The sequence below is a fragment of the Mycobacterium pinniadriaticum genome (genome assembly GCF_026242045.1).
In the GTDB taxonomy this organism is placed as follows: domain Bacteria; phylum Actinomycetota; class Actinomycetes; order Mycobacteriales; family Mycobacteriaceae; genus Mycobacterium; species Mycobacterium pinniadriaticum.
In genome coordinates, this window is the sequence record NZ_JAPJDO010000001.1 from 272,021 (window position 1) to 294,331 (window position 22,311).

The following is a 22,311-nucleotide window of genomic DNA, read 5'->3' on the forward strand; positions in this document are numbered from 1 at the left end:
ATGGCGTGGCGGATCACGTCGGTTGAGGTAAGTAGGGGGTGACTCATGTCTGCTCCTGTGGCGCGCGTGAATCGGGATCTCCCGCTCCCCCGATGCGTTAACTGAGCTCTACCCACTCCGGGTATTTTTCACACGCCAGCTAACCGCGCCATTATCGAAGCTTTACTCGGCCCGCCGCAGGACAGCGGGAATGGTCAGCGCGAGGATTTTCAGGTCGAGAGCAAGGGACCAGTTCTCGATGTAGTAGTTGTCCCATTCAGCGCGATCGGCGATGGAGGTCTGCCCGCGCAACCCGTGCACCTGGGCCCAGCCGGTGACACCGGCTCGTACGCGATGGCGTTCGCCGTAGCGCTGGATCTGCGCCTCGAAGAGCTCCACGAATTCCGGCCGTTCCGGTCGCGGCCCCACCAGGCTCATCTCGCCCCTCAGCACGTTGATGAACTGCGGCAGTTCGTCGAGCGAGGTGGCGCGCAGGACCTTGCCGATCTTCGTGCGACGATCCACGCCTTCCACACCACCGGGGGCCGCACCGGACTTCAGCTGGAACGCCGCATCGGAGGCCTCCGGTGCGCGCATCGTGCGGAACTTGAGGCACCCGAAGACCCGTCCGTCACGGCCGACTCGCGGCTGGCTGAAGAAGATCGGCCCCGGTGAGCTCAACTTCACCAGCAGCGCCAGAGTGAGGAACACCGGCGAGATCAGAAGCAGGAGCAGGGCGGCCACCACCCGGTCGAAGATGTGCTTGACGGTGAACTGCCAGCCGCGCGGGTCGGTGTGAGGCAGCGCGAGCAGAGGCGTGCCGCCCACATGATCGATCCGGGCCCGCTCACCGATTGTGTCGAACATGCGTGGCACCACCCACACCCGCAGTCCGTTGCGGTGGGCGGTGCGGACGACCTGGGTGAGGACCTGGTCCTGCGTGCGCGAGAACGCGATGACGATGTTCTGGGCGCCGGTGAGCCGGATCGCCTCGTCGATGTCTTGCGGTGGCCCCAGATAGGGGATGTCGGGTCGTGGGTTGCCCGGCTGACCGAACCAGGGTTCGGCGTCGACGATGCCGACCGGAGCCAGGCCATACTCCGGGAATTCCTCCAGGCGGGCGATGATGTGGCCGGCGACGCGGCCGTTGCCGACGATGAGCGTCGGCGCTACCAGGTGGTGGTGGCGCCGCAAGCTGCGCTGAATGAGCACCCGGATCAGTCGACCGAGGGGAATCATGATTGCGGTCGAGATCCAGATCTTCAGCACCGTCGAGCCCGGCCGCCCGCTTTGATGCGCGATCAGCATCCCGCTGAGCAAGAACATCGACGAGAGGGCAACGGTCGTCTGGACGGGCCCGATCTCGTCGAGGAATTCCCGGTTGAGGCGCCGCCGGTAAACCCGGCGCGAGGCGAGCATGACGATGACGAGGGGCACGTAAAGGATGGCCAGCCAGAGGCTGGGGAGACCGTCATGGGTTGCCACCGCCCACCAGCTACCGAGGGCGATCCCCACCGACGCCGACACAGCGTCGATCGAGATGGTGATGATCGTGCTCAGTGGATCGGTACGAACCCGCTCGGCAAAGGTCTTCCGATGAGTGGGCGGTGTACCGTCGCTTACCGGCGAAGCCGACGCACTATCATCGTGAAGGATCCGCATCGCCATGATCCGCTCACTTCACCGGCCGAATCACAGGCGGGACGCTACCCGATCTTGCTACCCGTCGCGTCATGTAACCCCCCCGCGTTGCGAAACTTTAGCAAATATCACTCGTTGCCCGGGTCGGCGAGGAGTCGCTGGCGGGCAACGGCGGCGAGGTCGTTGAGGATCTGCACCTGCCCGCTGGACCATTGCCGCGGACGAGTGTCCCAGGTGCACAACGTCCCAGCCACATGGCCCGCGCCGTCGATCAAAGGAATTCCCGCGTAGGCCAACACCCCGCCGTCGCGGACCGCCGGATGGTCCGCCAGCAGGGGATGGGCTCTGGTGTCATCGACCACCAGAGGCTCCCGGCTCGCGACGGTGAATTTGCAGATCGACATCTCGAGCGGCCGAACCCGGGGCATTTGCTCGTCGCTGGCGTTACATCCGGCCAAGACCTGCCGGTCGGGGTACACGATGGAGACCGCCGCCATCTGCGTGCCGAGGGCCTCGGCGGTCAGGGCGGCGACCCGGTCGAGCGTCGGGCTACGGACCTCGTCGTAGCTGCCGATCCGCTCGAGTGCTTCCAGTCGCTCTGGGTCGGACAGCGCGTCATCGACGATCTCGTCGACGGCGCTCTGCTCACCCGAGAGCAGGTCGGCGACCGCTCGCACGGCGTGATCGTGTTCCGGGGCGGCCAGTCGCGCAATCACGTGCCGGCCCGTGATGCGGTCGACGCCGCGGCGCGGACGCTGTCCGCCGCGATCCGCTGGTTGCGGCGCCGTGTTGCTCATGTCGTTCACGATAGGACACACCCGATGGCGACGGGGCGTGTCAGAGATGTCTCCCCCCGCGGAAGCTCTGCCAACCCGTCGAAGTGCCCCCACCAGGGCTCGAACCTGGGACCTGCGGATTAAAAGTCCGTAGCTCTACCAACTGAGCTATAGGGGCGCGCCGCACACAATACTGCCTTCGCGGCGGTTGCTCGTTTTGGGATTGGGCCCACAGTGCCCTAAGCTAACGACGCTCCAACGTAGACTCGTTGTGAGTACCCCGGAGAGATTCGGCTGGGCCCCCTTCGTCTAGCGGCCTAGGACGCCGCCCTTTCAAGGCGGTAGCGCGGGTTCGAATCCCGTAGGGGGTACGCACGACGTGTTTCGCGGAGTGGATGTAAGGCCCTGTGGCGCAGTTGGTTAGCGCGCCGCCCTGTCACGGCGGAGGTCGCGGGTTCGAGTCCCGTCAGGGTCGCCATGCTTGTGGCGAGGCACGTGGGTTGCACACAGTGCCTTCCGGCCAGGTAGCTCAGTTGGTACGAGCGTCCGCCTGAAAAGCGGAAGGTCGCCGGTTCGATCCCGGCCCTGGCCACTCAGAACGGCATCGCTTTCCCGTTTGGCTTCTTCCCATCCCGAGACGTGCTCCGGCCAACCCACCGCGGCTCTTGCCGTATACCTTACAGTTGACACGACTTGAGTGAATCCGCGCGAGCGTTCACAGGAGGCCGGATGTCGGAAAGTGCAGCGCAACGGGCAGTAGTCATCGGTGGTGCGTCGGGGATCGGCTGGGCGGTGGCCTCCGGTCTGGCCGCCACCGGGCGACACGTCGCCATCGCCGACCGCAACGCCGACGGCGCCGCGCAGCGGGCAGCCGAACTCGGCGCACCTCACGACGCCGCCGGCGTCGACGTCACCGACGAGGGCAGCGTCGCCGCGCTTTCGAGCGCACCGGAGAAGTCGACATCGTGGTGAACACCGCCGGCTTCGGCGACTTCGGCCGCATCACCGAGCAACCAGTCGAGGACTTCCGCGCGATCATCGCCTACTGCTCGGCCAAGGCCGGGCTGGCCATGCTGACCCAGGTCGCCGCCCTCGAGATGGGCCCGCGCGGAATCCGCGTCAACGCCGTATCTCCGGGCTTCGTCCACACGCCGCCGACCGAACTGGTCACGATGGCCGACGACGTCGTCGAGGACTACATCGAAAACACCCCGCTCGGCCGGGTCGGGGTCCCCGAAGATGTCGCCGAGGCGGTGCTGTTCCTCTGCTCGGAGCAAGCATCGTGGCTCACCGGCGAGGTCCTGGACGTCAACGGTGGCGCCCACCTCAAGCGCTATCCCGATGTCCTCGCCCACGTCGATCGGATGGCTTCGGCGTGACACGGTTCGCCGGACGACAAGCGATCGTCACCGGGGCGGGTTCGGGAATCGGCGCGGCACTGTGCCGGGCGCTGGCCGACGCCGGAGCCGACGTGGTGTGCACCGATATCGACGGCGCGGCCGCCGAACGTACCGCCGCGTCGTTGCCCAGGCCGGGGACAGCCGCGCAGCTCGACGTCACCGACGCGGGCGCCGTGCAGCGTGCCGTGGACGATGCCGTCGAGCGCGCCGGCCGGATCGACCTGATGTTCAACAACGCCGGAATCACCTGGGGCGGAGACACCGAACTACTCACCCTCGACCAGTGGAACGCGATCATCGACGTGAACATCCGTGGTGTCGTGCACGGGATACACGCCGCCTACCCCCACATGGTTCGCCAGAAGCACGGTCACATCGTCAACACCGCGTCGATGGCGGGCCTCGCGGCCGCGGGCCGGATCACCAGCTATGTGATGACCAAGCATGCCGTGGTCGGCCTGTCCCTGGCGCTGCGCACCGAGGCGGCCGGCCACGGAGTCGGCGTGCTGGCCATCTGCCCCACCGCGGTGGACACCCCGATCCTGGACAAGGGCTGGCTTGGCGATTTCAACGGCCGGGAGTTCTACCAGATGGGCCAGCGCAATGGGACGTTCTATAGCCCCGATCGGTTGGCCGCCGATACGCTCCGGGCGATCGAACGCAACAAGGCCCTCCTGGTCGCACCTCGTCAAGCCCACGCGGCGTGGCTGTTCGCGCGCCTGGCACCCGGCTTGCTCAACCGGATGGCCGTTCGCTTCGTCGACCGTCAACGCACCGCAGACAGAAGGCAACCGACACCATGAGCGCCCCGACCGCGATTCCCCGCTATCCCTCTGACGTCACCGGTAGCTGGCTGGCCGGCATCCTCAGCCGTCCCGGCGCTGTGGTGGAGGTCGAGACCGTCGACGTGACCCCGGTCGGGACGGGTCAGACGGGCGCCACGTTCCGGATCGCGGCCACCTATTCCACCAGTGCAGGCGACCTGCCGGGCAGCTTCATCCTGAAATTGCCCGCCGGCGACGACACCGTGCGCGACCGGGTGATGCTCGGCTACCGCAGCGAGTGCGCGTTCTACCAGTCCGTTGCCGAACTGGTCACGATCCCGATTCCGCAGTGCTACCACGTCGACATCGCCGACGAGGGAGCCAGCTACGCGCTGCTGCTCGCGGATCAGGCGCCGGCCGTCCAGGGTGACCAGATCGCCGGCTGCGGCCTGCCCGAGGCCCGCCTCGCGGTGCGCGCACTGGCGGGATTGCACGGACCCACGTGGTGCGACCCGCGCTGGCCCAGCTTTCCCGGACTCGCGATGTCGGTCACCGGTGAGGACGCCATCCGCGGCCTCGGCGAGATCGCCAAGATGGCCGCCGGTATCACCGTCGAGAAACTCGGGTCGCGGCTGAGCGCCCGAGACGCCGAAACCCTCGTCGCGGCTATGGATCTGGTGACGCCGTGGCTGCTGAACGCGCCGGACCGGTTTGCTCTGCTGCACGGCGACTACCGGCTGGACAACCTGCTCTTCGACGGCGAGCGGGTCAGCGTGGTCGACTGGCAGACGCTCGGCGTCGGGCTGGCCGGTCGCGATCTCGCCTACTTCACCGGGACCAGCCTGGAGCCCGACCTGCGGGCGCAGGCCGAGCAGGACCTGGTCGCGGAGTACCACCGGGCCCTGCTCGACACGGGAGTGCGCGACTACGACGCGGCGACCTGCTGGCAGGACTACCGGCTGGGAATGATTCAGGTTCCCTTGATCTCCGCGCTCGGCTGCGCGTTCTCGGTGGAAACCGAACGTGGTGACGACATGATGGCGGCCATGCTGCGCCGGGGCTGCCGCGCCATCCGCGATCTGGGCACCCTCGAACTGATCACAGGATAGGGGCCGCACGTGGGTGATTCCCTGCCGCGTACCGCGATCATCGGCGCGGGTGTCAGCGGGCTGACCTCCGGCAAGATGCTCAAGGACTACGGTGTGCCCTACACCACCTTCGAGTTGTCGGATCGCATCGGGGGCAACTGGGCCTTCGCCAACCCCAACGGATTGAGCAGTGCCTACCGCTCCCTGCACATCGATACGTCCAAACAACGGTTGTCGTTCAAGGACTTTCCGATACCGGAGCAGTTCCCGTCGTTCCCGCACCACAGCGACATCAAGAACTACCTTGACTCGTATGCCGAAACCTTCGGGCTGCTGGACAACATCGAGTTCAACAACGGTGTCCAGCATGCTGCCCTCAATGGCGACGGGCGCTGGGACATCACCGACAGCAGGGGAACGACCCGCGAGTTCGATCTGCTGGTGGTCGGCAACGGCCATCACTGGGATGCCCGCCACCCCGATTTCCCCGGCGAATTCACCGGCGAAACAATCCATTCCCACCACTACATCGATCCGCAGACGCCGCTGAACCTGACGGGCAAGCGGATCCTGGTGGTCGGGATCGGCAATAGTGCTGCCGATATCACCGTCGAGCTGTCCTCGAAGACACTGCAGAACACCGTCACCCTGTCGACCCGTTCCAGCGCGTGGATCGTGCCCAAATTCATCGCCGGTCGCCCGGGCGACACCATTTGGCGTACCTCGCCCCGCATACCATTGTCCTGGCAGCGCAAGGCGATTCAGCTCTTAGCACCCGCCATGGGCATCGACCCGCAGTTGTACGGCCTTCCGGCGCCGAACCACAAACTGTTCGAAGCGCACCCGACCCAATCGGTGGAGTTGCCGCTGCGGTTGGGGTCTGGTGACGTCATCCCCAAGCCCAACGTCAGTCGTCTCGACGGGGACACCGTGCACTTCGAGGACGGCACGAGCGCGGTGTTCGACGCGATCGTCTACGCCACCGGATACAACATCACGTTCCCGTTCTTCGACCCCGACTTCATCAGCGCCCCGGACAATGCCATCCGCCTCTATAAGCGAATGTTTCGCCCGGGCATGGAGAATGTGGTGTTCATCGGGTTCGCGCAGGCGGTGCCGACGCTGTTCCCGTTCATCGAATGCCAGGCGAAGCTGTTAGCGGCCTACGCGGTAGGCCGCTACGCGCTGCCGCCGACCGCGGAGATGGAGCGGGTGATCGACGCCGATCAAAAACTCTACGTGGGCCACTGCACCGACCGTCCGCGGCATACTCAGCAGGTCGACTACTTCCACTACGACCACGACATCCGCACCCGGGAGCTACCTGCCGGTATCAATCGGGCGGAACTGGCTCGCCGCCGTGAGGCCGCCGTATGAGCCGCACCGACATCGCGTTCGATTCCTCCGGAGTGCAGTGCCTCGCCTGGCATTTTCCTGGCGACGGCGACGCCTTCGCCGGCCCGGCGGGACGCCCCGTGGTGGTCATGGGTCACGGCTTCGGCGGAACCAAGGACTCCGGACTCGAGCCGTTCGCCGAGCGGATCAGCGCCGCCGGTATCGACGTCCTGGCTTTCGACTACCGCGGTTTCGGGGCCTCGGAAGGCACACCCCGGCAGACGGTTTCGGTGGCTGCTCAGATCGGTGACTTCGAGGCCGCGATCGCTGCCGCCAAGCGGTTGGACGGGGTCGATCCGAATCGGATCGTGTTGTGGGGATCGTCGATGTCGGGTGGTCATGTGGTGCGGGTCGCCGCCGATCACCCCGGCGTTGCGGGGGTCATCGCGATGACACCGCTCACCAGCGGGCTGGCGGTCAGCCGTGCGGCGATCGAACACCGTCACGTCGGACAGGCATTGAAGTGGACCGTGCTGGGGCTCAAGAGCCGCGTCGATGTGGCTCGGGGAGGCCGTCCGACGCTGATGCCACTGGTCGCCCACCCGGGCGAGCCGGGAGCGCTGGCGCTGGACGGTGCCTACGAAAGCTATACCGCCATGGCCGGGCCGACCTGGCGCAACGAGGTCGACTCGGCGGTGGGCCTGCAGATCGCGTCGATCCGAACGGCCGACGCCGCCAAGCGGCTACGCTGCCCGCTGCTGATCCAGGTCGCCGACTTCGACCGCTACGTGCCCGCCGAATCGGTGATGAAGACCGCGGTTCTCGGCAGGGCGGAAGTGCACCACTACCCGTGCGACCACTTCGACGTCTGGCCGGGACACGACTGGTTCGAGAAGGCGGCCGCCGACCAGGTCGCCTTCCTGCGCCGCACCCTCAGTACTTCGTTGAGCCCTGATCGACTGAAATCGCCTCAGCCGTAATCAATTTTGCGTCGTCGCTGGCCAGGAAGCACACCGTGTCGGCGATATCCTCCGGCTCGGCGATGTAGACCGGCAGGAATGGCAGCATCATGTTCTGCAGCGCCGGGTTGGTCTCCATAGCTTTGCCCAGCGCCGCGACCATGTCCCCGGTGCCCATATCGGTGTTCACCGGTCCCGGGTGCACACTGTTGACCCGGATGTTGTGCTTGCCGAGTTCCGCGGCGAACGCCCGGGCCATCCCGGTCACGGCATGCTTGCTCGCGGTGTAGTGCACCATGAACGGCTGCAGCTTGATACCGGCCGCCGAACTGATCAGGATCACCGATCCACCGCGTCCGCCTTCGACGATGGACGGTGCGCCGGCCATCACTGTGTTCCACGTCCCAGTGACGTTGACGTCCATGACATCCCGGAAAGCCTCCGGCGTGATCTCATCCCACGCCGACGGCGACGTGATGCCGGCATTGGCGACGATGATGTCGAGCCGGCCCAGCTTGGCGACGCCGTCCTGAACGGCTTCCTTGAGCCCGTCATGGTCACGGGTGTCGACGACGGCGGACACGATCGTGCTGCCGGTCTCTTCGACCAGGCGCACGGTCTCGGCGAAGTCCTCCGGCGTGGCCGGGTCGTACGGAACGCATTCCGGCAGCTTGCCCGCGATGTCGACGGCGATGATGTCGGCGCCTTCACGGGCCATCTTGACCGCATGGGCGCGGCCCTGCCCGCGGGCGGCTCCGGTGATGAACGCGACCTTGCCGCTGAGCTTTCCTGTCATGCCTTGCGCTGCGCTTCCTTGACTAGTCCGCCGCCCACGATCAGGCGCTGAATCTCGCTGGTGCCCTCGTACAGGCGTAGCAGCCGGACCTCGCGGTAGATCCGCTCCACCGGCACTCCACGCATATAACCCGCGCCGCCGTGCACCTGCACCGCGAGATCGGCCACGTTGCCCGCCATCTCGGTGCAGAACAGCTTGGCCACCGACGGTGCGATCCGGCGGTCTTCGCTGTTGACCCACTTATGGGCGGCGTCGCGGACCAGCGCGCGACCGGCCATCACCCCGGTCTGCTGATCGGCCAGCATCGCCTGCACCAGCTGGAAATTCCCGATCGGGGTGCCGCCCTGTGTCGCGGTCGCCGCATACGCGACCGACTCGTCGAGAGCACGCTGCGCGGAGCCGACGGCCAGCGCGGCGATGTGGATGCGCCCGCGGGCAAGTGAGGTCATCGCCGCCCGGTACCCGATGTCCTCGCTACCACCGATCAGGGTGTCGTCCCCGACCCGGACATCGGTGAAGTTCACATCCGAGGTCCAGGCCCCCTCCTGGCCCATCTTGGCGTCCTTGACGCCGACCTCGACACCCGGCGTGTCCGCGGGCACGAGGAACACTGCGATCCCCGGCCCGTTCTCGTCGGCGGGCCGGGTGCGGGCGAACACGATGAACAGGTTGGCCACCGGTGCGTTGGTGATGTACTGCTTACGGCCGTTGATCACCCAACTCTGGCCGTCGCGAACGGCTTTCGTCCTCAGGCCGGACGGATTCGAGCCGGCGCCCGGCTCCGTCAGCGCGAATGACGCGACGACCTCACCGGAGGCGATTGGTTCCAGCCAGCGGGCCTTCTGCTCATCGGTGCCGAACCCGACCAGCACCTGGCCGGCGATACCGTTGTTGGTGCCGAACATCGACCGCAGCGCCAGGCATGTGTAGCCCAGTTCCATCGCCAGCTCGACATCCTGGGCGATGTTCAGACCCAGCCCGCCCCACTCCTGTGGGATCGCGTAGCCGAACAGGCCCATCTTCTTGGCCTGGTCGCGCAGGTCGTCGGGCACCTTGTCCTCGGCGAGGATCTCCGGTTCCCGCGGTACCACGGCCGTCCGCACGAAGTGGCGGGTCTGCGCCAGGATCTCGCGGAAGTCGTCGTCGCTGACTTGGGACGTCGGGCTGGCCATCAGGCTCCTAGGGGGTGGGGGCACTGGCTGGCGCGATCATATATGAAATATGATGTTGCCGAATCGCAGGTCGTCGAGGGAAGTGGGAGAGATCAGATGTCGTTGCTGGCTGGCCAGACCGCCGTCATCACCGGTGGAGCGCAGGGCCTCGGCTTTGCGATCGCCGAACAGTTCGTCGCCGAGGGCGCCCGCGTGGTCCTCGGCGACCTCAACCTCGACGCCACCGAAGAGGCGGTCAACAAGCTCGGCGGGGCCGACGTCGCACGAGCCGTGCGGTGCAATGTCACCGCCTACGCCGATGTCGACGCCCTCGTCGACGCTGCCATCGAGCACTTCGGGAGCTTCGACGTCATGGTGAACAACGCCGGCATCACCCGTGACGCGACGTTGCGCAAGATGACCGAGGACGAGTTCGACCAGGTGATCTCGGTACACCTGAAGGGGACCTGGAACGGGCTGAAGAAGGCGTCGTCGGTGATGCGCGAGCAGAAGCGCGGCGCGATCGTGAACATGTCCTCGATCTCCGGCAAGGTCGGCATGATCGGCCAGACCAACTATTCGGCTGCCAAGGCCGGCATCGTCGGCATGACCAAGGCGGCCTCCAAGGAGCTGGCACACCTCGGCGTGCGGGTCAACGCCATCCAGCCCGGCCTGATCCGCTCGGCGATGACCGAGGCGATGCCGCAACGCATTTGGGATTCCAAGGTCGCCGAGGTGCCGATGGGGCGTGCCGGAGAACCCTCCGAGGTCGCCAAGGTGGCGCTGTTCCTGGCCTCCGACCTGTCGTCGTACATGACCGGCACGGTCCTCGAGGTCGCCGGCGGACGGCACCTGTGACCATGCGCCGAGATCGACGAAATGGTGCGATCTACTCGCACTTTCCCGCCCCTTTGTCGGTTTGGACGCAACGATGAGAACACCAGTCATCTGCGAACCGGTGCGGACACCGATCGGGCGTTACGGCGGGATGTTCGCCTCCTTGACGGCGGTCGACCTGGGGGTTGCCGCGCTGAAGGGTCTGCTGGCGCGCACCGGGATCGCACCAGACACCGTCGAGGACGTGATCCTCGGGCACTGCTACCCCAACAGCGAGGCGCCGGCGATCGGCCGAGTCGTCGCGCTCGACGCCGGCCTACCGGTGACGGTGCCCGGCATGCAGGTCGACCGGCGGTGCGGGTCGGGTCTACAGGCGGTCATCCAGGCGTGCCTGCAAGTCGCCTCGGGCGACAACGATCTCGTCATCGCTGGTGGCGCCGAAAGCATGAGCAACGTGGCGTTCTACTCCACCGACATGCGCTGGGGCGGCAGCCGCACCGGGGTCCGGATGCACGATGGTCTGGCCCGGGGGCGGACCACCGCCGGGGGTAAGCACTACCCGGTGCCGGGAGGCATGCTGGAGACCGCGGAGAACCTGCGCCGCGAGTACGGCATCTCGCGCCAGGAGCAAGACGAGCTCGCGGTGGCCTCGCATCAGCGGGCGGTCGCCGCGCAGAAGGACGGCATCCTTGCTGAGGAGATCATCCCGGTGACCGTCAGTACCCGGCGTGGTGACGACGTGATCGACACCGACGAGCACCCCAGGGCCGACACCACCGTCGAGTCGTTGACCAAACTCAAACCCGTTCTGCTCAAAGATGATCCGGACGCAACCGTGACGGCTGGAAACTCCAGCGGTCAGAACGACGCCGCATCGATGTGCGTTGTGACTACCCCGGAGAGGGCCGCCGAACTGGGGCTGACGCCGCTGGTGCGGCTGGTGTCCTGGGGCTCGGCGGGGGTCGGGCCCCAGGTGATGGGAATCGGGCCGGTGCCCGCCACCGAGGTCGCGTTGGCCAAAGCCGGTCTGACGCTCGCCGATATCGACCTCATCGAGCTCAACGAGGCGTTCGCCGCTCAGGCGCTGGCCGTCATGCGCGAGTGGAAGTTCACCGACGCCGACCATCAGCGCACCAACGTGTACGGCTCGGGCATCTCGCTCGGGCATCCGGTCGGAGCCACCGGTGGGCGGATGCTGGCCACACTGGCCCGTGAGCTGCACCGCAAAGGGGCGCGCTACGGGCTGGAGACGATGTGCATCGGCGGCGGCCAGGGCCTGGCCGCGGTTTTCGAGAAGGTGGGCTGACGCACCGTGACGTGTCGGCGACGATGCAGAGCGAAGCGATGAGGAGGAGTGACACCATATGACACGCATCGCCCAAACCCTCGGACTGACCGAGGTTCAGACCGAAATCGTCTCCACAGTACGGCAATTCGTCGACAAGGAGATCATCCCCAACGCTCAGGACCTTGAGCACTCCGACACTTATCCGCAGGCCATCGTCGACCAGATGAAGGACATGGGCCTGTTTGGCCTGATGGTCCCCGAGGAGTACGGCGGGCTCGGCGAGTCGCTGCTCACCTACGCACTGTGCGTCGAGGAGTTGGCCCGCGGCTGGATGAGCATCTCCGGGGTGATCAACACCCACTTCATCGTCGCGTACATGATTCGCCAGCACGGCACCGACGAGCAGAAACAGCGCTTCCTGCCTCGGATGGCCACCGGCGAGATCAGGGGAGCGTTCTCGATGTCGGAACCCGAGCTGGGTTCCGATGTCGCCGCGATCCGCACCAAGGCCAAGAACAACGGCGACGGTACCTACACCATCGACGGTCAGAAGATGTGGCTGACCAACGGAGGCAGTTCGACTCTGGTCGCCGCGTTGGTGCGCACCGATGAAGGTGCCGACAAGCCGCACCGAAACCTGACGGCCTTCCTGATCGAAAAGCCCTCCGGCTTTGGTGAAGTCGCACCTGGACTCACGATTCCAGGAAAGATCGACAAGCTCGGCTACAAAGGCATCGATACCACCGAGCTGATCTTCGACGGTTACCTGGCCAGTGCCGACGACGTCCTCGGCGCCAAGCCGGGCCAGGGTTTCTTCCAGATGATGGACGGCGTCGAGGTCGGCCGTGTCAACGTCTCCGCCCGAGCCTGCGGGGTCGGCGTTCGCGCCTTCGAACTGGCCGTCCGATACGCGCAGCAGCGCAGCACCTTCGGCAAACCGATCGCCGAACATCAGGCGATCGCCTTCCAGTTGGCCGAGATGGCCACCAAAGTCGAAGCGGCACACCTGATGATGGTCAATGCCGCGCGGCTGAAGGACTCCGGCGAGCGTAACGACGTCGCCGCCGGGATGGCGAAATACCTGGCCAGCGAATTCTGCGCGGAGGTCACCCAGCAGAGTTTCCGCATCCATGGCGGATACGGGTATTCCAAGGAGTACGAAATCGAGCGGTTGATGCGGGATGCACCGTTCCTGCTGATCGGCGAGGGCACCAGCGAAATCCAGAAGAACATCATCAGCAAGCGGCTGCTCGCCGACTATCGGATTTGACATGGGCGCACCCGATTTCGCGCCACGCCCGCAGCTGGCCGAGGATGTCGCCCGGTTCGTCCGGACTCGGATCTTCAACGGCACTTACCCCGCCGGGGAATACATTCGGTTGGACCAGCTGGCGGCGGAGTTGGGCGTCAGTGTCACCCCGGTCCGGGAAGCGCTGTTCGAGCTGCGCGGGGAAGGCCTGCTCGACCAGCTGCCCCGGCGAGGCTTCGTCGTGTTGCCGTTCACCGATCGCGACATCACCGACGTGTCCAATCTGCAGGCCCATGTCGGCGGGGAGCTGGCGGCGCGGGCGGCGCTGAACATCACCGATGTGCAGCTGCGGGAGCTGGTGGCGATCCATGACGAGCTGGTGGAGGCCTACGGGGCCGACGACGGCAACCGCGCGGTACGGCTGAACCACGAGTTCCATCGCGCCATCAACGTCGCGGCGGATTCGCCGAAGCTGGCTCAATTGATGTCCCAGATCACCCGCTATGCACCCGAATCGGTGTTCCCGACCATCGAGGGCTGGCCGGCCAAGTCGATCGCGGACCACAAGCGGATCCTGGCAGCGCTCAAGGCCCGCGACGGGGACCGGGCCAGGGCGGCGATGTCACAGCACTTGGCGGCGGGCGCGGCGCCTCTGATCGAACATCTGGTCAAACAGGGTGTAGCACAGCGCTTTCAGACGATGGAATAGCCCGGTGGCAGGGTGCCGCGACCGGTGAGGGCGCACATCAACGCCTGACCGTCGCCACGGCGTTGCGCGACTTCGACGGCGAGGTCAAGCACATTGCCGGCGACCTCCGGTGGCAACGCCTCGGGCATTCCGATGGCGCGAGCCAGATCGACGCTGTGCAACCCGAGCTCGAGGATGCGGGTGGGCAGGTAGTCCGACAGCCACATCCCACCGGCGATGGTGCGGATGAGCCGATCATCGGCGGCAAGTGCTGCGGCCGCTCGATCACGCAGTGCGCGGACGGCGTTCAAGGGATCGTCACCGAGTGCGAGTCCGGCTTGCACCGCGCGGGCGTCGATCTGTTCGGGGTCGGCGAGAATTCCGGCGATCGCCAGGTAGTACTCCGCGGCATCGGCGACGTCTACGCGCTCCGCCGGCCGCGCCGAGTACTCGACGACGGTGGTGAACGATCGGCCGATGTGGCCGACGAGCGTCCGCACCGTCCACGTCCCGAGTGCAGGACTGTCCCACCCGTCCTCGGGTACCTGCGCGATCACTGCCACCGCGTGGTCACCGGCCCGGTGATAGAGGTGGGTGCGCTTCTCGAGGGTGTGGTCGGTCATCGTTGTGAAAGCTACTCCTGCCCCGCCAGCAACTCACGCAGACGCCGAAGGTCGACCTTGCCGGTGGCCCCCCGGGGGACGTCGTCGGCGGAATCGAGCAGTAGCCACAAGGTCGGTACCTTGAACGAACTCAGTCTCGCGCGGGCCTCGGCGCGCAGATCTTTGCGCGTGGCGCCGTCGCAGATCACCGCGGCGCCGACCCGCCCCTCCACATCGGTGACGAACGCAGCTCGTACGCCGCCGATTTCCCGCAGCGCCGCTTCGACTTCACCGGGGTACACGCTGGCGCCGCTCACCTTGAACATGTCGTCTGATCGGCCGTGGTAGAACAGGAACCCGCCATCGTCGAGATGGCCGAGGTCGCCGGTCGGGTAGAAGCCGTCCGTGGTGAACAGCTGCTCGCGACTGCGTCGGCACATCCCGCGCAACAAGTGTGGCCCGCGGAGCTGGATCATGCCGATGGAGCCGACGGGCAGCGGGTCGCCGGTGTCGATATCGACGATGCGAACCTCCATGCCGTCGAAGGGTTTCCCGCAGCTTCCCCATGCCGATTCAGGCAGGTCGGTGTCGGCGGGGTAACCGCAGTAAGGTCCGAACGATTCCGTCATGCCGAAAAGCTTCGCCCGCGCGCCAGGCGAGGGCCGCTGGTCGGCGGGCAGCAGCGCATCCAGGCTCCCCCCGCGTAGCGCAGACAGGTCGGCCCGCACTTCGGCCGCGGCGCGGGCCAGTGCTTCGGCCTGATCGGGCCAGCCGCGAAACAGTGTCACCTTCTCCCGTTCCAGGAGCCGCAGCGTGGTTTCGGGTTGCGGGATCTCCTCGGTCACCAGGGTGGCGCCGGCGACCAGTGCGGACAGGATGCCGCTGCTGAAGCCGCCGACCCAGAAGAACGGCATCGGCAGATACAGCCGGGTGGCGCTGTCGATACAGCGGGCAGCCAGCCCGGATCGCGCGGCTGCCAGCGCGCTACCGTGCGAGTGGATCACTCCCTTCGGCGGTCCGCTGCTGCCGGAGGTGAACATGACGACCATCGGATCGGCAGGCACGACAGTGGCGGCGAAATCGCCGATTTCCGCGCCAGAGGTGCCTGTCGGGAGCTCGGAGGTCGACCATACGCGCTGCAGTGCAGGGAGTTTGGTGATTTCGGGTGCGAGATCGTCCAGGTACCGATGGCCCCGGAATTCCTCGACGGCGATCAGATGGCGCACCGAGGCGACTCGTAGCTGGGCGGCGAGCTCACCTGCGGTCAGCAGAGTACTGAGCGGAACCAGCACGGCGCCGACACGCGTCAGCGCCAGGGCAAGCTGCACCCAACTGACACTGTTGGGCATGATCAGCCCAACCCGGCTGCCCTTGCCGATCCCCGCGTTGATCAGCGCGGCGGCGAGAGTGCTTGTCACACGAGTCAAGCTCGGCGTAGGTCATCCTGTTCGTCGGGTCGATGACAAACGGCTTGTCGGTGAACCGGTTCGCCTGGGCGCGGATGAGCGCGTCGACGGTGTCAATCATCGAATACCGCCGCGAGCCTGGCCAGGTCGACTTTCCCGCTGGAGGTCAGCGGCAGTTCGTCGGGCGAGAGTGCCGCGAAGCGCCGCGGGATCTTGTACGACGAGAGTTCGGTCTTGAGCTTCTCCCGCAGCGCGCCCTCGTTGAACGACCCGCCACCCTCGACGATCACCGCCGCGGCGACGATCTGACCGCGCCCTGGATCGGGCAGCGCGAGCACATGGGCGACCAGGCCGTCGGCGACCTTGGCGATTGCCTTTTCCACCTCGGCCGGAATGACGTTCGCGCCCGCGGTTTTGATCATGGACTTGCGCCGGCCGACGTAGTAGAAGAACCCGTCGGCGTCGGTCCGGAACAGATCGCCGGTATGGAACCATCCGTCGGCGTCGAAGCACTCCTCACGGCTGCGCTTGTAGTAGCACTGCATGAGGTAGCGGCCCCGGATGCACAGCTCGCCGATCTCCCCCGTGGCGAGCGTGCCGCCGGTATCGGGGTCGACGATGCGCGCCTGGAAACCGGGGGCGGGCACACCGAACGATCCGCGGCGGTGTTCAGGCTGGTCGGTCTCGTCACCGCTGAGCAGCACAACGCTGCCGGCCTCCGTCATGCCCAGCATGTTGTGACGCAGCTCCGGATCCCGCGGCCGAACGGCGGGATCCATGATGGGGTAGAGGTTGCCGCGTCGCATCGACGACAAGTCCCGGCCCGGGAAACTCGGATGACGCGCCAAATGCAGGATTCCGGAGGCGAATCCGTTGGTCATCGTCGGCCGTACCTCCTCGAGGAGATCGAGGACCTCCCCGGCGTCGGTGGCGTTCGAGCAGACCAGCGTGGCGCCCGCAGCCAGGGTCGCCAGGAGGGCGAACCCCAACCCGCCGATCCAGAAGAACGGGGAGTTGCAGAACAATCGGTCATCCGCACTCAGCCGGCGGATCTTGTTGAGGTTGCGTTGGTGGCCCAGCAGCGACTCGTGGGTGTGCACAACCCCCTTGGGTGCCCCGGTGGATCCCGATGTGTAGACGATCACCAGCGGGTCGCAGCCGTCGACGTCCGCTTCGAGGGCGGCCAGCTCTGGAGCAGCGGCCCCGGGGAGGTCGCCATCGAACACCACCTGACGTAACCACGGCGCCGTCACGTCCCGAAGCCGGGCGAGGTAGTCGTGACCGCGAAAGGATGACGCGGCCAGCAGGATCTCGGTGTCGCTGTGGACGAGCTGATCACGCAACTCAGGACCGGTGGAAAAGGTGGAGAAGGGAACAACGACCGCGCCGATGCGGGCCGCGCCCAGCATCGCGACGACGAACTCGGGGCTGTTGGGGTAGAGCACGCCGACATGAGTGCCCTTACCGGCACCCAGAGCGATCAGTCGACGGGCGAGGCCGGCCGAGCGTAGTTCGGCGTCGGCGTAGCTGAGCCGCTCGGAATCGCACACCAACAGTGGATGATCGCCGCGGACGGCGGCCTGCTCGCACAGCAGCCGCCCGACGGTGTCAGCGTTCACGTCCTGTGAAATGTCGCCGGACTGCGGTGAGATCCGCCTTCCCGGACGGCGTCCGGGGGATCGCCTCGACGATCGCGATGGCGGAGGGAATCTCGTACGGTGCAAGTCTGGTTCGTAGGTACTCGGTTAATTCAGCGTCGTTCACCGGTGGCGTGCCGCGCAACTCGACCATCGCGACGGGAGTCGCGCCCAGGCGTTCGTCGGGGCGGCCCACCACCGAGGCGCCGAGCACCGCGGGGTGGCTTTCCAACGCGGCCCGAACATCGTCGGGCAGCACCTTGAAACCGCCGCGGATGATGGCCTGATCGGCCCGGCCGATTATCCAGAGGAAGCCATCGGCGTCGATGCGCGCCAGGTCGGTCGTCCGTACCCACCGCGCCCCAGGCCCGAGCTGACCCGGCTTGACCTCCAAGAGGCCGGTCTGACCCGGCGGCACCGGTACGCCATCCTCGGATACCACCCGCAGTTGGGCGCCGAGGCTGGCTCGGCCGACGCTGCCTCGCTTGGACTCCCAGTGCTCCCGGTAGTCGGCCAGCGTCCAGCCGGCCACCCCACCGCCGAATTCCGTTGCCGCGTACGAGGCGAGCACGGGTATGCCGAATTTCTCGGTGAACGCGTCGGCATCGTCGGCCGACAGCGGAGCGGTGCCTGACGTCACGGCCCGCACCCCGGCGAGGTCGTCGCGACCCAGATCGGAATGCAGCACCATGCGCAGCGCGGCGGGCACCAGTGACACCGCCTTGGGGCGATATCGGCGCACAGCCTCGGCCCAGGACGTCAGCTCAAAGCGTGGCAGCAAGACGAATGGCCTTGCTTCGCAGACACATTGCAGCACCCGGTACACACCGCCGATGTGGACCAGCGGCGCGTTGACTATCGCGACGCTGCCGGAGAGCCCCGTCGGCGCCGGGGCGGTGGCGAAGTCGCTGCCGATGACCGAAACCGCGAGCATGTCGTAAGTGAGGTCCACTCGCTTGGGCGGACCGGTGGTACCGCTGGTCAGCATCCGCACGGCGACCGTTGTCGGGCCCGGGTTGCTTGGCACCCCAGTGCGGATCCGCGCGGGACTGTCCACGTCGCTGATCGTGATCATGGTGGTGGTGTCGTCCGGGGTCGTCAGCATCCTGATGTCGTCGGCAGTGCCGACGACGATCGGCAGGTCAAGCTCGGCCAGGTCGGCCCGGATGCGGTCATCCCCACGCGACGGATTGACCACGACCACGCATCCTCCCGCCGACAACACGCCCAGCAACGATGCCACGTGTGCGGGTGTGTTACGCAACAGGATTCCGGTCTGGGTTCCTGGCTGTACCGCTGCGGCGACCTGCCCGCACAGGCTGGCGAGCTGTCCCCAGGTGCACCAGCTCCCGTCGTACTCGATTGCGTTGCCGTCGGAGTCCAGGCTGACGACCTCGCTGATCCGCCGGCACAGCGCATGCATCACCGCACCCTTGGGGCGGTCCGGGTGTCGTTGTTGTCCTGCTCGGCCAATTCGGCCTGGCCCAACGGATTACCCAGCCGGGTGTAGATCAGGTTCTGCTCCATCGCTGCGCGGTAGGGTTTGTCCAGCGACTCCCAGATCGCCTTGACGGTGCCCTGGGTGGCCGACGGGGGCTTGGCGGCGATGGTCGCGGCGATCTCGTGGGCCCGGCTCCACAGATCGTCGGGTGCGACGACCTCGGACACCAAGCCGATGCGCAGAGCGGTGTCGGCGCTGACCCGTTCGTCGTTGCCCATCAGCGCGATTCGCAAGGACTCGGCCAGCCCGACCTTGCGCATCAACCCGATCGGCTCCAGGGCGCAGACCAGCCCGGCACTGACGTGGGAGTCGAAGAAGGTCGCCTCCGAGGAACAGATCACCACGTCGGCTTCGTTGATGAAGTAGAACGCCCCGGCGGTACACATTCCGTGCACGGCGCACACCACGGGCTTCCACATCTTCTGCCATTTGGGGCTGAGCAACTCGCCCGGATCCTCGTGATTCCACACGTTGTGCGGCTGACCGTATGGGGTCTTGATGTCCAGACCGGCGCTGAATGCCCGGTCCCCGGCGGCGCGCAGAACCACGGCGTTGATGGCGTTGTCGTTCTTCACGATCCGCCACGCGGCCGCCACCTCTTCGCACATCGTGCGGTTGAACGCGTTCAGCCGGTCGGGGCGGTTGAGAGTGATGGTGGCGACGTGGTCGGTCCGGTCGAAGTCGAGCAGGATGGTTTCGAACGCGGCGGTCATCGGCACTGCCATTCCGGGGCGCGCTTCTCGACGAATGCTTTGGGCCCTTCGAGGGAATCCGCGGTGTGCAGGTTGCGCTCCCGGAAGGCCTCGGCCAGCATCTCGGCCTCGTGCATGGGAATCTCGCGGCCCTTGATGACCGCCAACCGGGTACCCCGAACCGCCAACGGCGCGTTGCGGTTCACGGTGTCGGCGATCTCGTGTGCTCGTTCGAGCAGACGGTCGTGCTCGACGATCTCGGTGATCAATCCGAGGTCGTAGGCGCGCTGGGCGTCCATTCGTTCGTGCTTTCCCATGATCGCCATCCGCAGCGCCACCGTGCGAGGCAGTACCCGGGCCAGCCGGACCATCTCCCGCCCGGCCACCAAGCCGATCGACACGTGCGGGTCGAAGAACGTGGCCTTCTCGGAGGCGATCACGATATCGCCGGTGGTCACCCAGTCCAGGCCGGCCCCACAACAGATTCCGTTGATCGCCACGATCACTGGTTTGGCCATCCGGCGAAACGGCGGAGTGCCTTCCTGCGGCGCCTCCCACTGGTCGTAGGTGGATAGGTAGGGCCGCTCGTTGATCACCTTGCCGTCTTCGGGTATCTCCTTGACGTCGGCGCCGGTGCAGAACGCACGTCCGGTGCCGGTGACGACCAGCAGCCACACGTTGTCGTCGTTCTCGGCGTCATCGTATGCGGCACGCAACTCGGAGATCATGTGCGGACTGAGCGCATTGAGCGCTTCCGGACGGTTCAGGGTGATCGTGGCCGTGTGGCCGTCGACCTGGTAACCGATGGTGTCGTACGCACCTGCCGACATCTATCTTCCCTTCGTCTCATCGCCCGGTGAAGTCCGGTGAACGCCGTTCCCGGAAGGCTGCCAGACCCTCTTTGAAATCCGATGTCCGGCAGGACAGTTCCAGGTTGAACAGCTCCTGCATCATGGCTTGGTTCAGGGTGGCGTGCTGGCTGTGGTTGATGGCCTGCTTGGCAAGGCCGACGGCGACGGTCGGGCCTGATGCGAGCCGCTCCAGCAGGGTTCCCACGGTTGCGTCGAGGGCTGCGTCGTCGGCACTGCGATGGATCAGCCCCCACTGCGCCGCTGTCGCGCCGTCCACCTTCTCGCCGAGAAGCAGCATCTCCTTGGCGCGCGCCATCCCCACCAGTCGGGGCAGCAGCCACGTCGAACCGGAATCCGGGCTGAAACCGCGGTTCAGGAACGGCTCCCAGAACACGGCGTCGGTGGCGGCGACGGTGAAGTCGGCGGCCAGCGCCAGATTGCAGCCCATGCCGGCGGCCCAGCCGCGCACCGTGCACACCACAGGCAGGTGCAGGGTGTGCACCAATTCGATCACCCGGTGCGCGGTGTGGGGGATGCGGCGAACCAGGTCGCCGGTGCGGGGCCGCCGGCCACCGCTGTTGGAGTCCGCCCAGTCGACCCCGGAGCAGAAGTCCGGACCCGCTCCGGTGAGATGGACCGCGCGCAGGCCGTCGTCGCTCGCGGCCTTCGCCAGGGCATCGACAAGAGTGTCGATCATGCTGTGGCTGAGGGCATTACGCCGGCCGGATCGCTCGAGCACGATCTGCAGGACGGCGCCATCCCGCGATATCGTCACGACACCGTCAGTCGACCGGGCCTCGTCACCCACCGAAGAATCCGCCCTTCGTGACTTTACAGATGGTCATACAGTAGTGCTATCTTGTACAAGATAGCAAGGATAGGATGGACTGACGGTGGCCGCTGCTCCCCGCATCCGCTCGCCGCGGGTCGCCGAGATCGTCGCTTCCCGGCTGCGTGATGACATCCTGTCCGGGCGGTTGCGCGAGGGTGACGTACTTCCGTCGCAGGAGAGTCTCTTCACCGAGTTCGGGGTCAGTCCACCGGCGCTGCGCGAGGCGATCCACATCCTCGAGGTCGACGGGTTGGTGTCGGTGCGCCGCGGCAACATGGGCGGCGCGGTGGTTCATCTCCCGTCCGCCGAGCGCACCGCCCACATGATCAGCATGGTGCTGCAATCACGGTCCTCCACCCCGGCCGACGTCAGCGGTGCGTTGATGCATCTGGAGCCGATCTGCGCAGGCATGTGCGCCGCCCGCGAGGACCGGATGGCGGAGGTCGTGCCCTATCTCCAGGCCGAAATCGACCGTCAGGAAGCCCAATTCGGCGACACCGCCCAGTACGTTCCCAACGCCCGCCGCTTCCACGAGGCGCTGGTCTCACGGTGTGGTAACGAGCCGATGATCCTGCTGATCGGCTCGCTCGAGCTGATCTGGTCGGCCCACGAGTCGTCGGTGTGGAGCGACGAGCCGGACCCCATGCGGGACAAGACCATGCGGGCCGCGCTGCGCGATCACCACAAGATGCTCGACGCGATAGCCGACGGCAACGCCGACCGCGCGGTTCGGCTGGCGCAAGACCACCTCGCCGCCGCGCGGCGCAACACCCTGGCCGTCGGCCGGGACCGAACCATCGAAGCCAAGCTCATTTCCAACGCAGACCCCAGATGAGGAA

At 66.5% G+C, this 22,311-nt stretch carries 19 protein-coding genes, 4 tRNA genes and 2 pseudogenes; 13 read left to right on the top strand and 12 right to left on the bottom strand.

All coding sequences use genetic code 11. The features are described from left to right. Nucleotides 1–162: 162 nt before the first annotated feature. The 3 genes from ORI27_RS01410 to ORI27_RS01420 all read right to left on the bottom strand — a co-directional run bounded on the left by ORI27_RS01410 (nucleotide 163) and on the right by ORI27_RS01420 (nucleotide 2,574). Nucleotides 163–1,647: a sugar transferase gene (locus tag ORI27_RS01410; protein WP_265994578.1), complete on the bottom strand. Its 1,485-nt coding sequence runs from the start codon at nucleotides 1,645–1,647 to the stop codon at nucleotides 163–165. 101 nt (nucleotides 1,648–1,748) lie between these two features. Continuing rightward, nucleotides 1,749–2,417, bottom strand: a complete 669-nt coding sequence (locus ORI27_RS01415; RefSeq protein WP_265994577.1) for a GAF domain-containing protein — start codon at nucleotides 2,415–2,417, stop codon at nucleotides 1,749–1,751. Nucleotides 2,418–2,501: 84 nt separating this feature from the next. Continuing rightward, a tRNA-Lys gene (locus ORI27_RS01420) sits at nucleotides 2,502–2,574 on the bottom strand. 120 nt (nucleotides 2,575–2,694) lie between these two features. On the opposite strand from ORI27_RS01420, the gene ORI27_RS01425 reads away from it, so the two are divergent. The 8 genes and pseudogenes from ORI27_RS01425 (at nucleotide 2,695) to ORI27_RS01460 (ending at nucleotide 7,963) form a co-directional block, all read left to right on the top strand. Beyond that, nucleotides 2,695–2,767 (top strand) — tRNA-Glu (locus tag ORI27_RS01425). Nucleotides 2,768–2,797: 30 nt separating this feature from the next. Beyond that, nucleotides 2,798–2,874 (top strand) — tRNA-Asp (locus tag ORI27_RS01430). Between the two features lie 40 nt (nucleotides 2,875–2,914). Beyond that, a tRNA-Phe gene (locus ORI27_RS01435) sits at nucleotides 2,915–2,988 on the top strand. Between the two features lie 137 nt (nucleotides 2,989–3,125). Then, nucleotides 3,126–3,775 (top strand): annotated as a pseudogene (locus ORI27_RS01440) (SDR family NAD(P)-dependent oxidoreductase). Then, nucleotides 3,772–4,599 (top strand): SDR family NAD(P)-dependent oxidoreductase, encoded by an 828-nt coding sequence (locus tag ORI27_RS01445; protein WP_265994576.1) that lies wholly within the window; start codon nucleotides 3,772–3,774, stop codon nucleotides 4,597–4,599. The pseudogene ORI27_RS01440 and the gene ORI27_RS01445 overlap by 4 nt, the downstream one beginning before the upstream one ends. Then, nucleotides 4,596–5,669, top strand: a complete 1,074-nt coding sequence (locus tag ORI27_RS01450) for a phosphotransferase family protein (RefSeq protein WP_265994575.1) — start codon at nucleotides 4,596–4,598, stop codon at nucleotides 5,667–5,669. Before ORI27_RS01445 ends, ORI27_RS01450 begins: the two co-directional genes overlap by 4 nt. Nucleotides 5,670–5,678: 9 nt before the next feature. Next, the gene (locus tag ORI27_RS01455) at nucleotides 5,679–7,025 is read left to right on the top strand and encodes a flavin-containing monooxygenase (protein WP_265994574.1); all 1,347 of its coding nucleotides are present in this window, start codon (nucleotides 5,679–5,681) and stop codon (nucleotides 7,023–7,025) included. Further along, entirely contained in the window at nucleotides 7,022–7,963 is a 942-nt protein-coding gene (locus tag ORI27_RS01460; protein ID WP_265994573.1) for an alpha/beta hydrolase, read from the top strand. Before ORI27_RS01455 ends, ORI27_RS01460 begins: the two co-directional genes overlap by 4 nt. On the opposite strand, the gene ORI27_RS01465 is transcribed toward ORI27_RS01460, so the two are convergent. Then, nucleotides 7,917–8,738, bottom strand: a complete 822-nt coding sequence (locus ORI27_RS01465) for a mycofactocin-coupled SDR family oxidoreductase (protein WP_265994572.1) — start codon at nucleotides 8,736–8,738, stop codon at nucleotides 7,917–7,919. The genes ORI27_RS01460 and ORI27_RS01465 overlap by 47 nt on opposite strands. Beyond that, nucleotides 8,735–9,910: an acyl-CoA dehydrogenase family protein gene (locus ORI27_RS01470; RefSeq protein WP_265994571.1), complete on the bottom strand. Its 1,176-nt coding sequence runs from the start codon at nucleotides 9,908–9,910 to the stop codon at nucleotides 8,735–8,737. The genes ORI27_RS01465 and ORI27_RS01470 overlap by 4 nt, the downstream gene beginning before the upstream one ends. Nucleotides 9,911–10,006: 96 nt before the next feature. On the opposite strand from ORI27_RS01470, the gene fabG reads away from it, so the two are divergent. From fabG to ORI27_RS01490, 4 genes are all read left to right on the top strand, one after another. After that, complete coding sequence (gene fabG / locus ORI27_RS01475) at nucleotides 10,007–10,747, top strand: 3-oxoacyl-ACP reductase FabG (RefSeq protein WP_265994570.1); 741 nt, start codon at nucleotides 10,007–10,009, stop codon at nucleotides 10,745–10,747. A gap of 73 nt (nucleotides 10,748–10,820) precedes the next feature. Next, the gene (locus ORI27_RS01480; protein ID WP_265994569.1) at nucleotides 10,821–12,032 is read left to right on the top strand and encodes an acetyl-CoA C-acetyltransferase; all 1,212 of its coding nucleotides are present in this window, start codon (nucleotides 10,821–10,823) and stop codon (nucleotides 12,030–12,032) included. Nucleotides 12,033–12,090: 58 nt separating this feature from the next. Further along, on the top strand, nucleotides 12,091–13,284 hold the full coding sequence (locus ORI27_RS01485; protein ID WP_265994568.1) for an acyl-CoA dehydrogenase family protein: 1,194 nt from the start codon (nucleotides 12,091–12,093) through the stop codon (nucleotides 13,282–13,284). 1 nt (nucleotide 13,285) lies between these two features. After that, entirely contained in the window at nucleotides 13,286–13,972 is a 687-nt protein-coding gene (locus tag ORI27_RS01490; protein WP_265994566.1) for a GntR family transcriptional regulator, read from the top strand. Here the strand turns inward: ORI27_RS01490 and ORI27_RS01495 are convergent. From ORI27_RS01495 to ORI27_RS01525, 7 genes and pseudogenes are all read right to left on the bottom strand, one after another. Then, nucleotides 13,957–14,574, bottom strand: coding sequence for a maleylpyruvate isomerase N-terminal domain-containing protein (locus ORI27_RS01495; protein ID WP_265994565.1), 618 nt, complete (start codon nucleotides 14,572–14,574; stop codon nucleotides 13,957–13,959). The genes ORI27_RS01490 and ORI27_RS01495 overlap by 16 nt on opposite strands. A gap of 11 nt (nucleotides 14,575–14,585) precedes the next feature. Continuing rightward, nucleotides 14,586–16,080: pseudogene (locus tag ORI27_RS01500) on the bottom strand (class I adenylate-forming enzyme family protein). After that, nucleotides 16,073–17,578: a class I adenylate-forming enzyme family protein gene (locus ORI27_RS01505; RefSeq protein ID WP_265994563.1), complete on the bottom strand. Its 1,506-nt coding sequence runs from the start codon at nucleotides 17,576–17,578 to the stop codon at nucleotides 16,073–16,075. Before ORI27_RS01505 ends, ORI27_RS01500 begins: the two are co-directional and overlap by 8 nt. Next, nucleotides 17,568–19,019, bottom strand: coding sequence for a class I adenylate-forming enzyme family protein (locus tag ORI27_RS01510; RefSeq protein WP_265994562.1), 1,452 nt, complete (start codon nucleotides 19,017–19,019; stop codon nucleotides 17,568–17,570). The genes ORI27_RS01505 and ORI27_RS01510 overlap by 11 nt, the downstream gene beginning before the upstream one ends. Then, nucleotides 19,019–19,810, bottom strand: a complete 792-nt coding sequence (locus tag ORI27_RS01515; RefSeq protein WP_265994560.1) for an enoyl-CoA hydratase/isomerase family protein — start codon at nucleotides 19,808–19,810, stop codon at nucleotides 19,019–19,021. Before ORI27_RS01515 ends, ORI27_RS01510 begins: the two co-directional genes overlap by 1 nt. Beyond that, a complete protein-coding gene (locus tag ORI27_RS01520) occupies nucleotides 19,807–20,619 on the bottom strand; it encodes an enoyl-CoA hydratase/isomerase family protein (RefSeq protein WP_265994559.1) in 813 nt (270 codons plus the stop codon). Before ORI27_RS01520 ends, ORI27_RS01515 begins: the two co-directional genes overlap by 4 nt. Before the next feature lie 16 nt (nucleotides 20,620–20,635). Beyond that, the gene (locus tag ORI27_RS01525) at nucleotides 20,636–21,448 is read right to left on the bottom strand and encodes an enoyl-CoA hydratase/isomerase family protein (RefSeq protein ID WP_265994557.1); all 813 of its coding nucleotides are present in this window, start codon (nucleotides 21,446–21,448) and stop codon (nucleotides 20,636–20,638) included. Between the two features lie 85 nt (nucleotides 21,449–21,533). Between ORI27_RS01525 and ORI27_RS01530 the strand changes: the two genes are divergently transcribed. After that, a complete protein-coding gene (locus ORI27_RS01530; protein WP_265994555.1) occupies nucleotides 21,534–22,307 on the top strand; it encodes a FadR/GntR family transcriptional regulator in 774 nt (257 codons plus the stop codon). Nucleotides 22,308–22,311: the final 4 nt, after the last annotated feature.

Bases quoted from the DNA above. Each gene is read 5' to 3' on its own strand.
- ORI27_RS01410 (WP_265994578.1), bottom strand. From the start codon at position 1,647: ATGGCGATGCGGATCCTTCACGATGATAGTGCGTCGGCTTCGCCGGTA.
- ORI27_RS01415 (WP_265994577.1), bottom strand. From the start codon at position 2,417: ATGAGCAACACGGCGCCGCAACCAGCGGATCGCGGCGGACAGCGTCCG.
- ORI27_RS01450 (WP_265994575.1), top strand. From the start codon at position 4,596: ATGAGCGCCCCGACCGCGATTCCCCGCTATCCCTCTGACGTCACCGGT.
- ORI27_RS01460 (WP_265994573.1), top strand. From the start codon at position 7,022: ATGAGCCGCACCGACATCGCGTTCGATTCCTCCGGAGTGCAGTGCCTC.
- ORI27_RS01465 (WP_265994572.1), bottom strand. From the start codon at position 8,738: ATGACAGGAAAGCTCAGCGGCAAGGTCGCGTTCATCACCGGAGCCGCC.
- ORI27_RS01470 (WP_265994571.1), bottom strand. From the start codon at position 9,910: ATGGCCAGCCCGACGTCCCAAGTCAGCGACGACGACTTCCGCGAGATC.
- fabG (WP_265994570.1), top strand. From the start codon at position 10,007: ATGTCGTTGCTGGCTGGCCAGACCGCCGTCATCACCGGTGGAGCGCAG.
- ORI27_RS01480 (WP_265994569.1), top strand. From the start codon at position 10,821: ATGAGAACACCAGTCATCTGCGAACCGGTGCGGACACCGATCGGGCGT.
- ORI27_RS01485 (WP_265994568.1), top strand. From the start codon at position 12,091: ATGACACGCATCGCCCAAACCCTCGGACTGACCGAGGTTCAGACCGAA.
- ORI27_RS01490 (WP_265994566.1), top strand. From the start codon at position 13,286: ATGGGCGCACCCGATTTCGCGCCACGCCCGCAGCTGGCCGAGGATGTC.
- ORI27_RS01495 (WP_265994565.1), bottom strand. From the start codon at position 14,574: ATGACCGACCACACCCTCGAGAAGCGCACCCACCTCTATCACCGGGCC.
- ORI27_RS01510 (WP_265994562.1), bottom strand. From the start codon at position 19,019: ATGCATGCGCTGTGCCGGCGGATCAGCGAGGTCGTCAGCCTGGACTCC.
- ORI27_RS01515 (WP_265994560.1), bottom strand. From the start codon at position 19,810: ATGACCGCCGCGTTCGAAACCATCCTGCTCGACTTCGACCGGACCGAC.
- ORI27_RS01520 (WP_265994559.1), bottom strand. From the start codon at position 20,619: ATGTCGGCAGGTGCGTACGACACCATCGGTTACCAGGTCGACGGCCAC.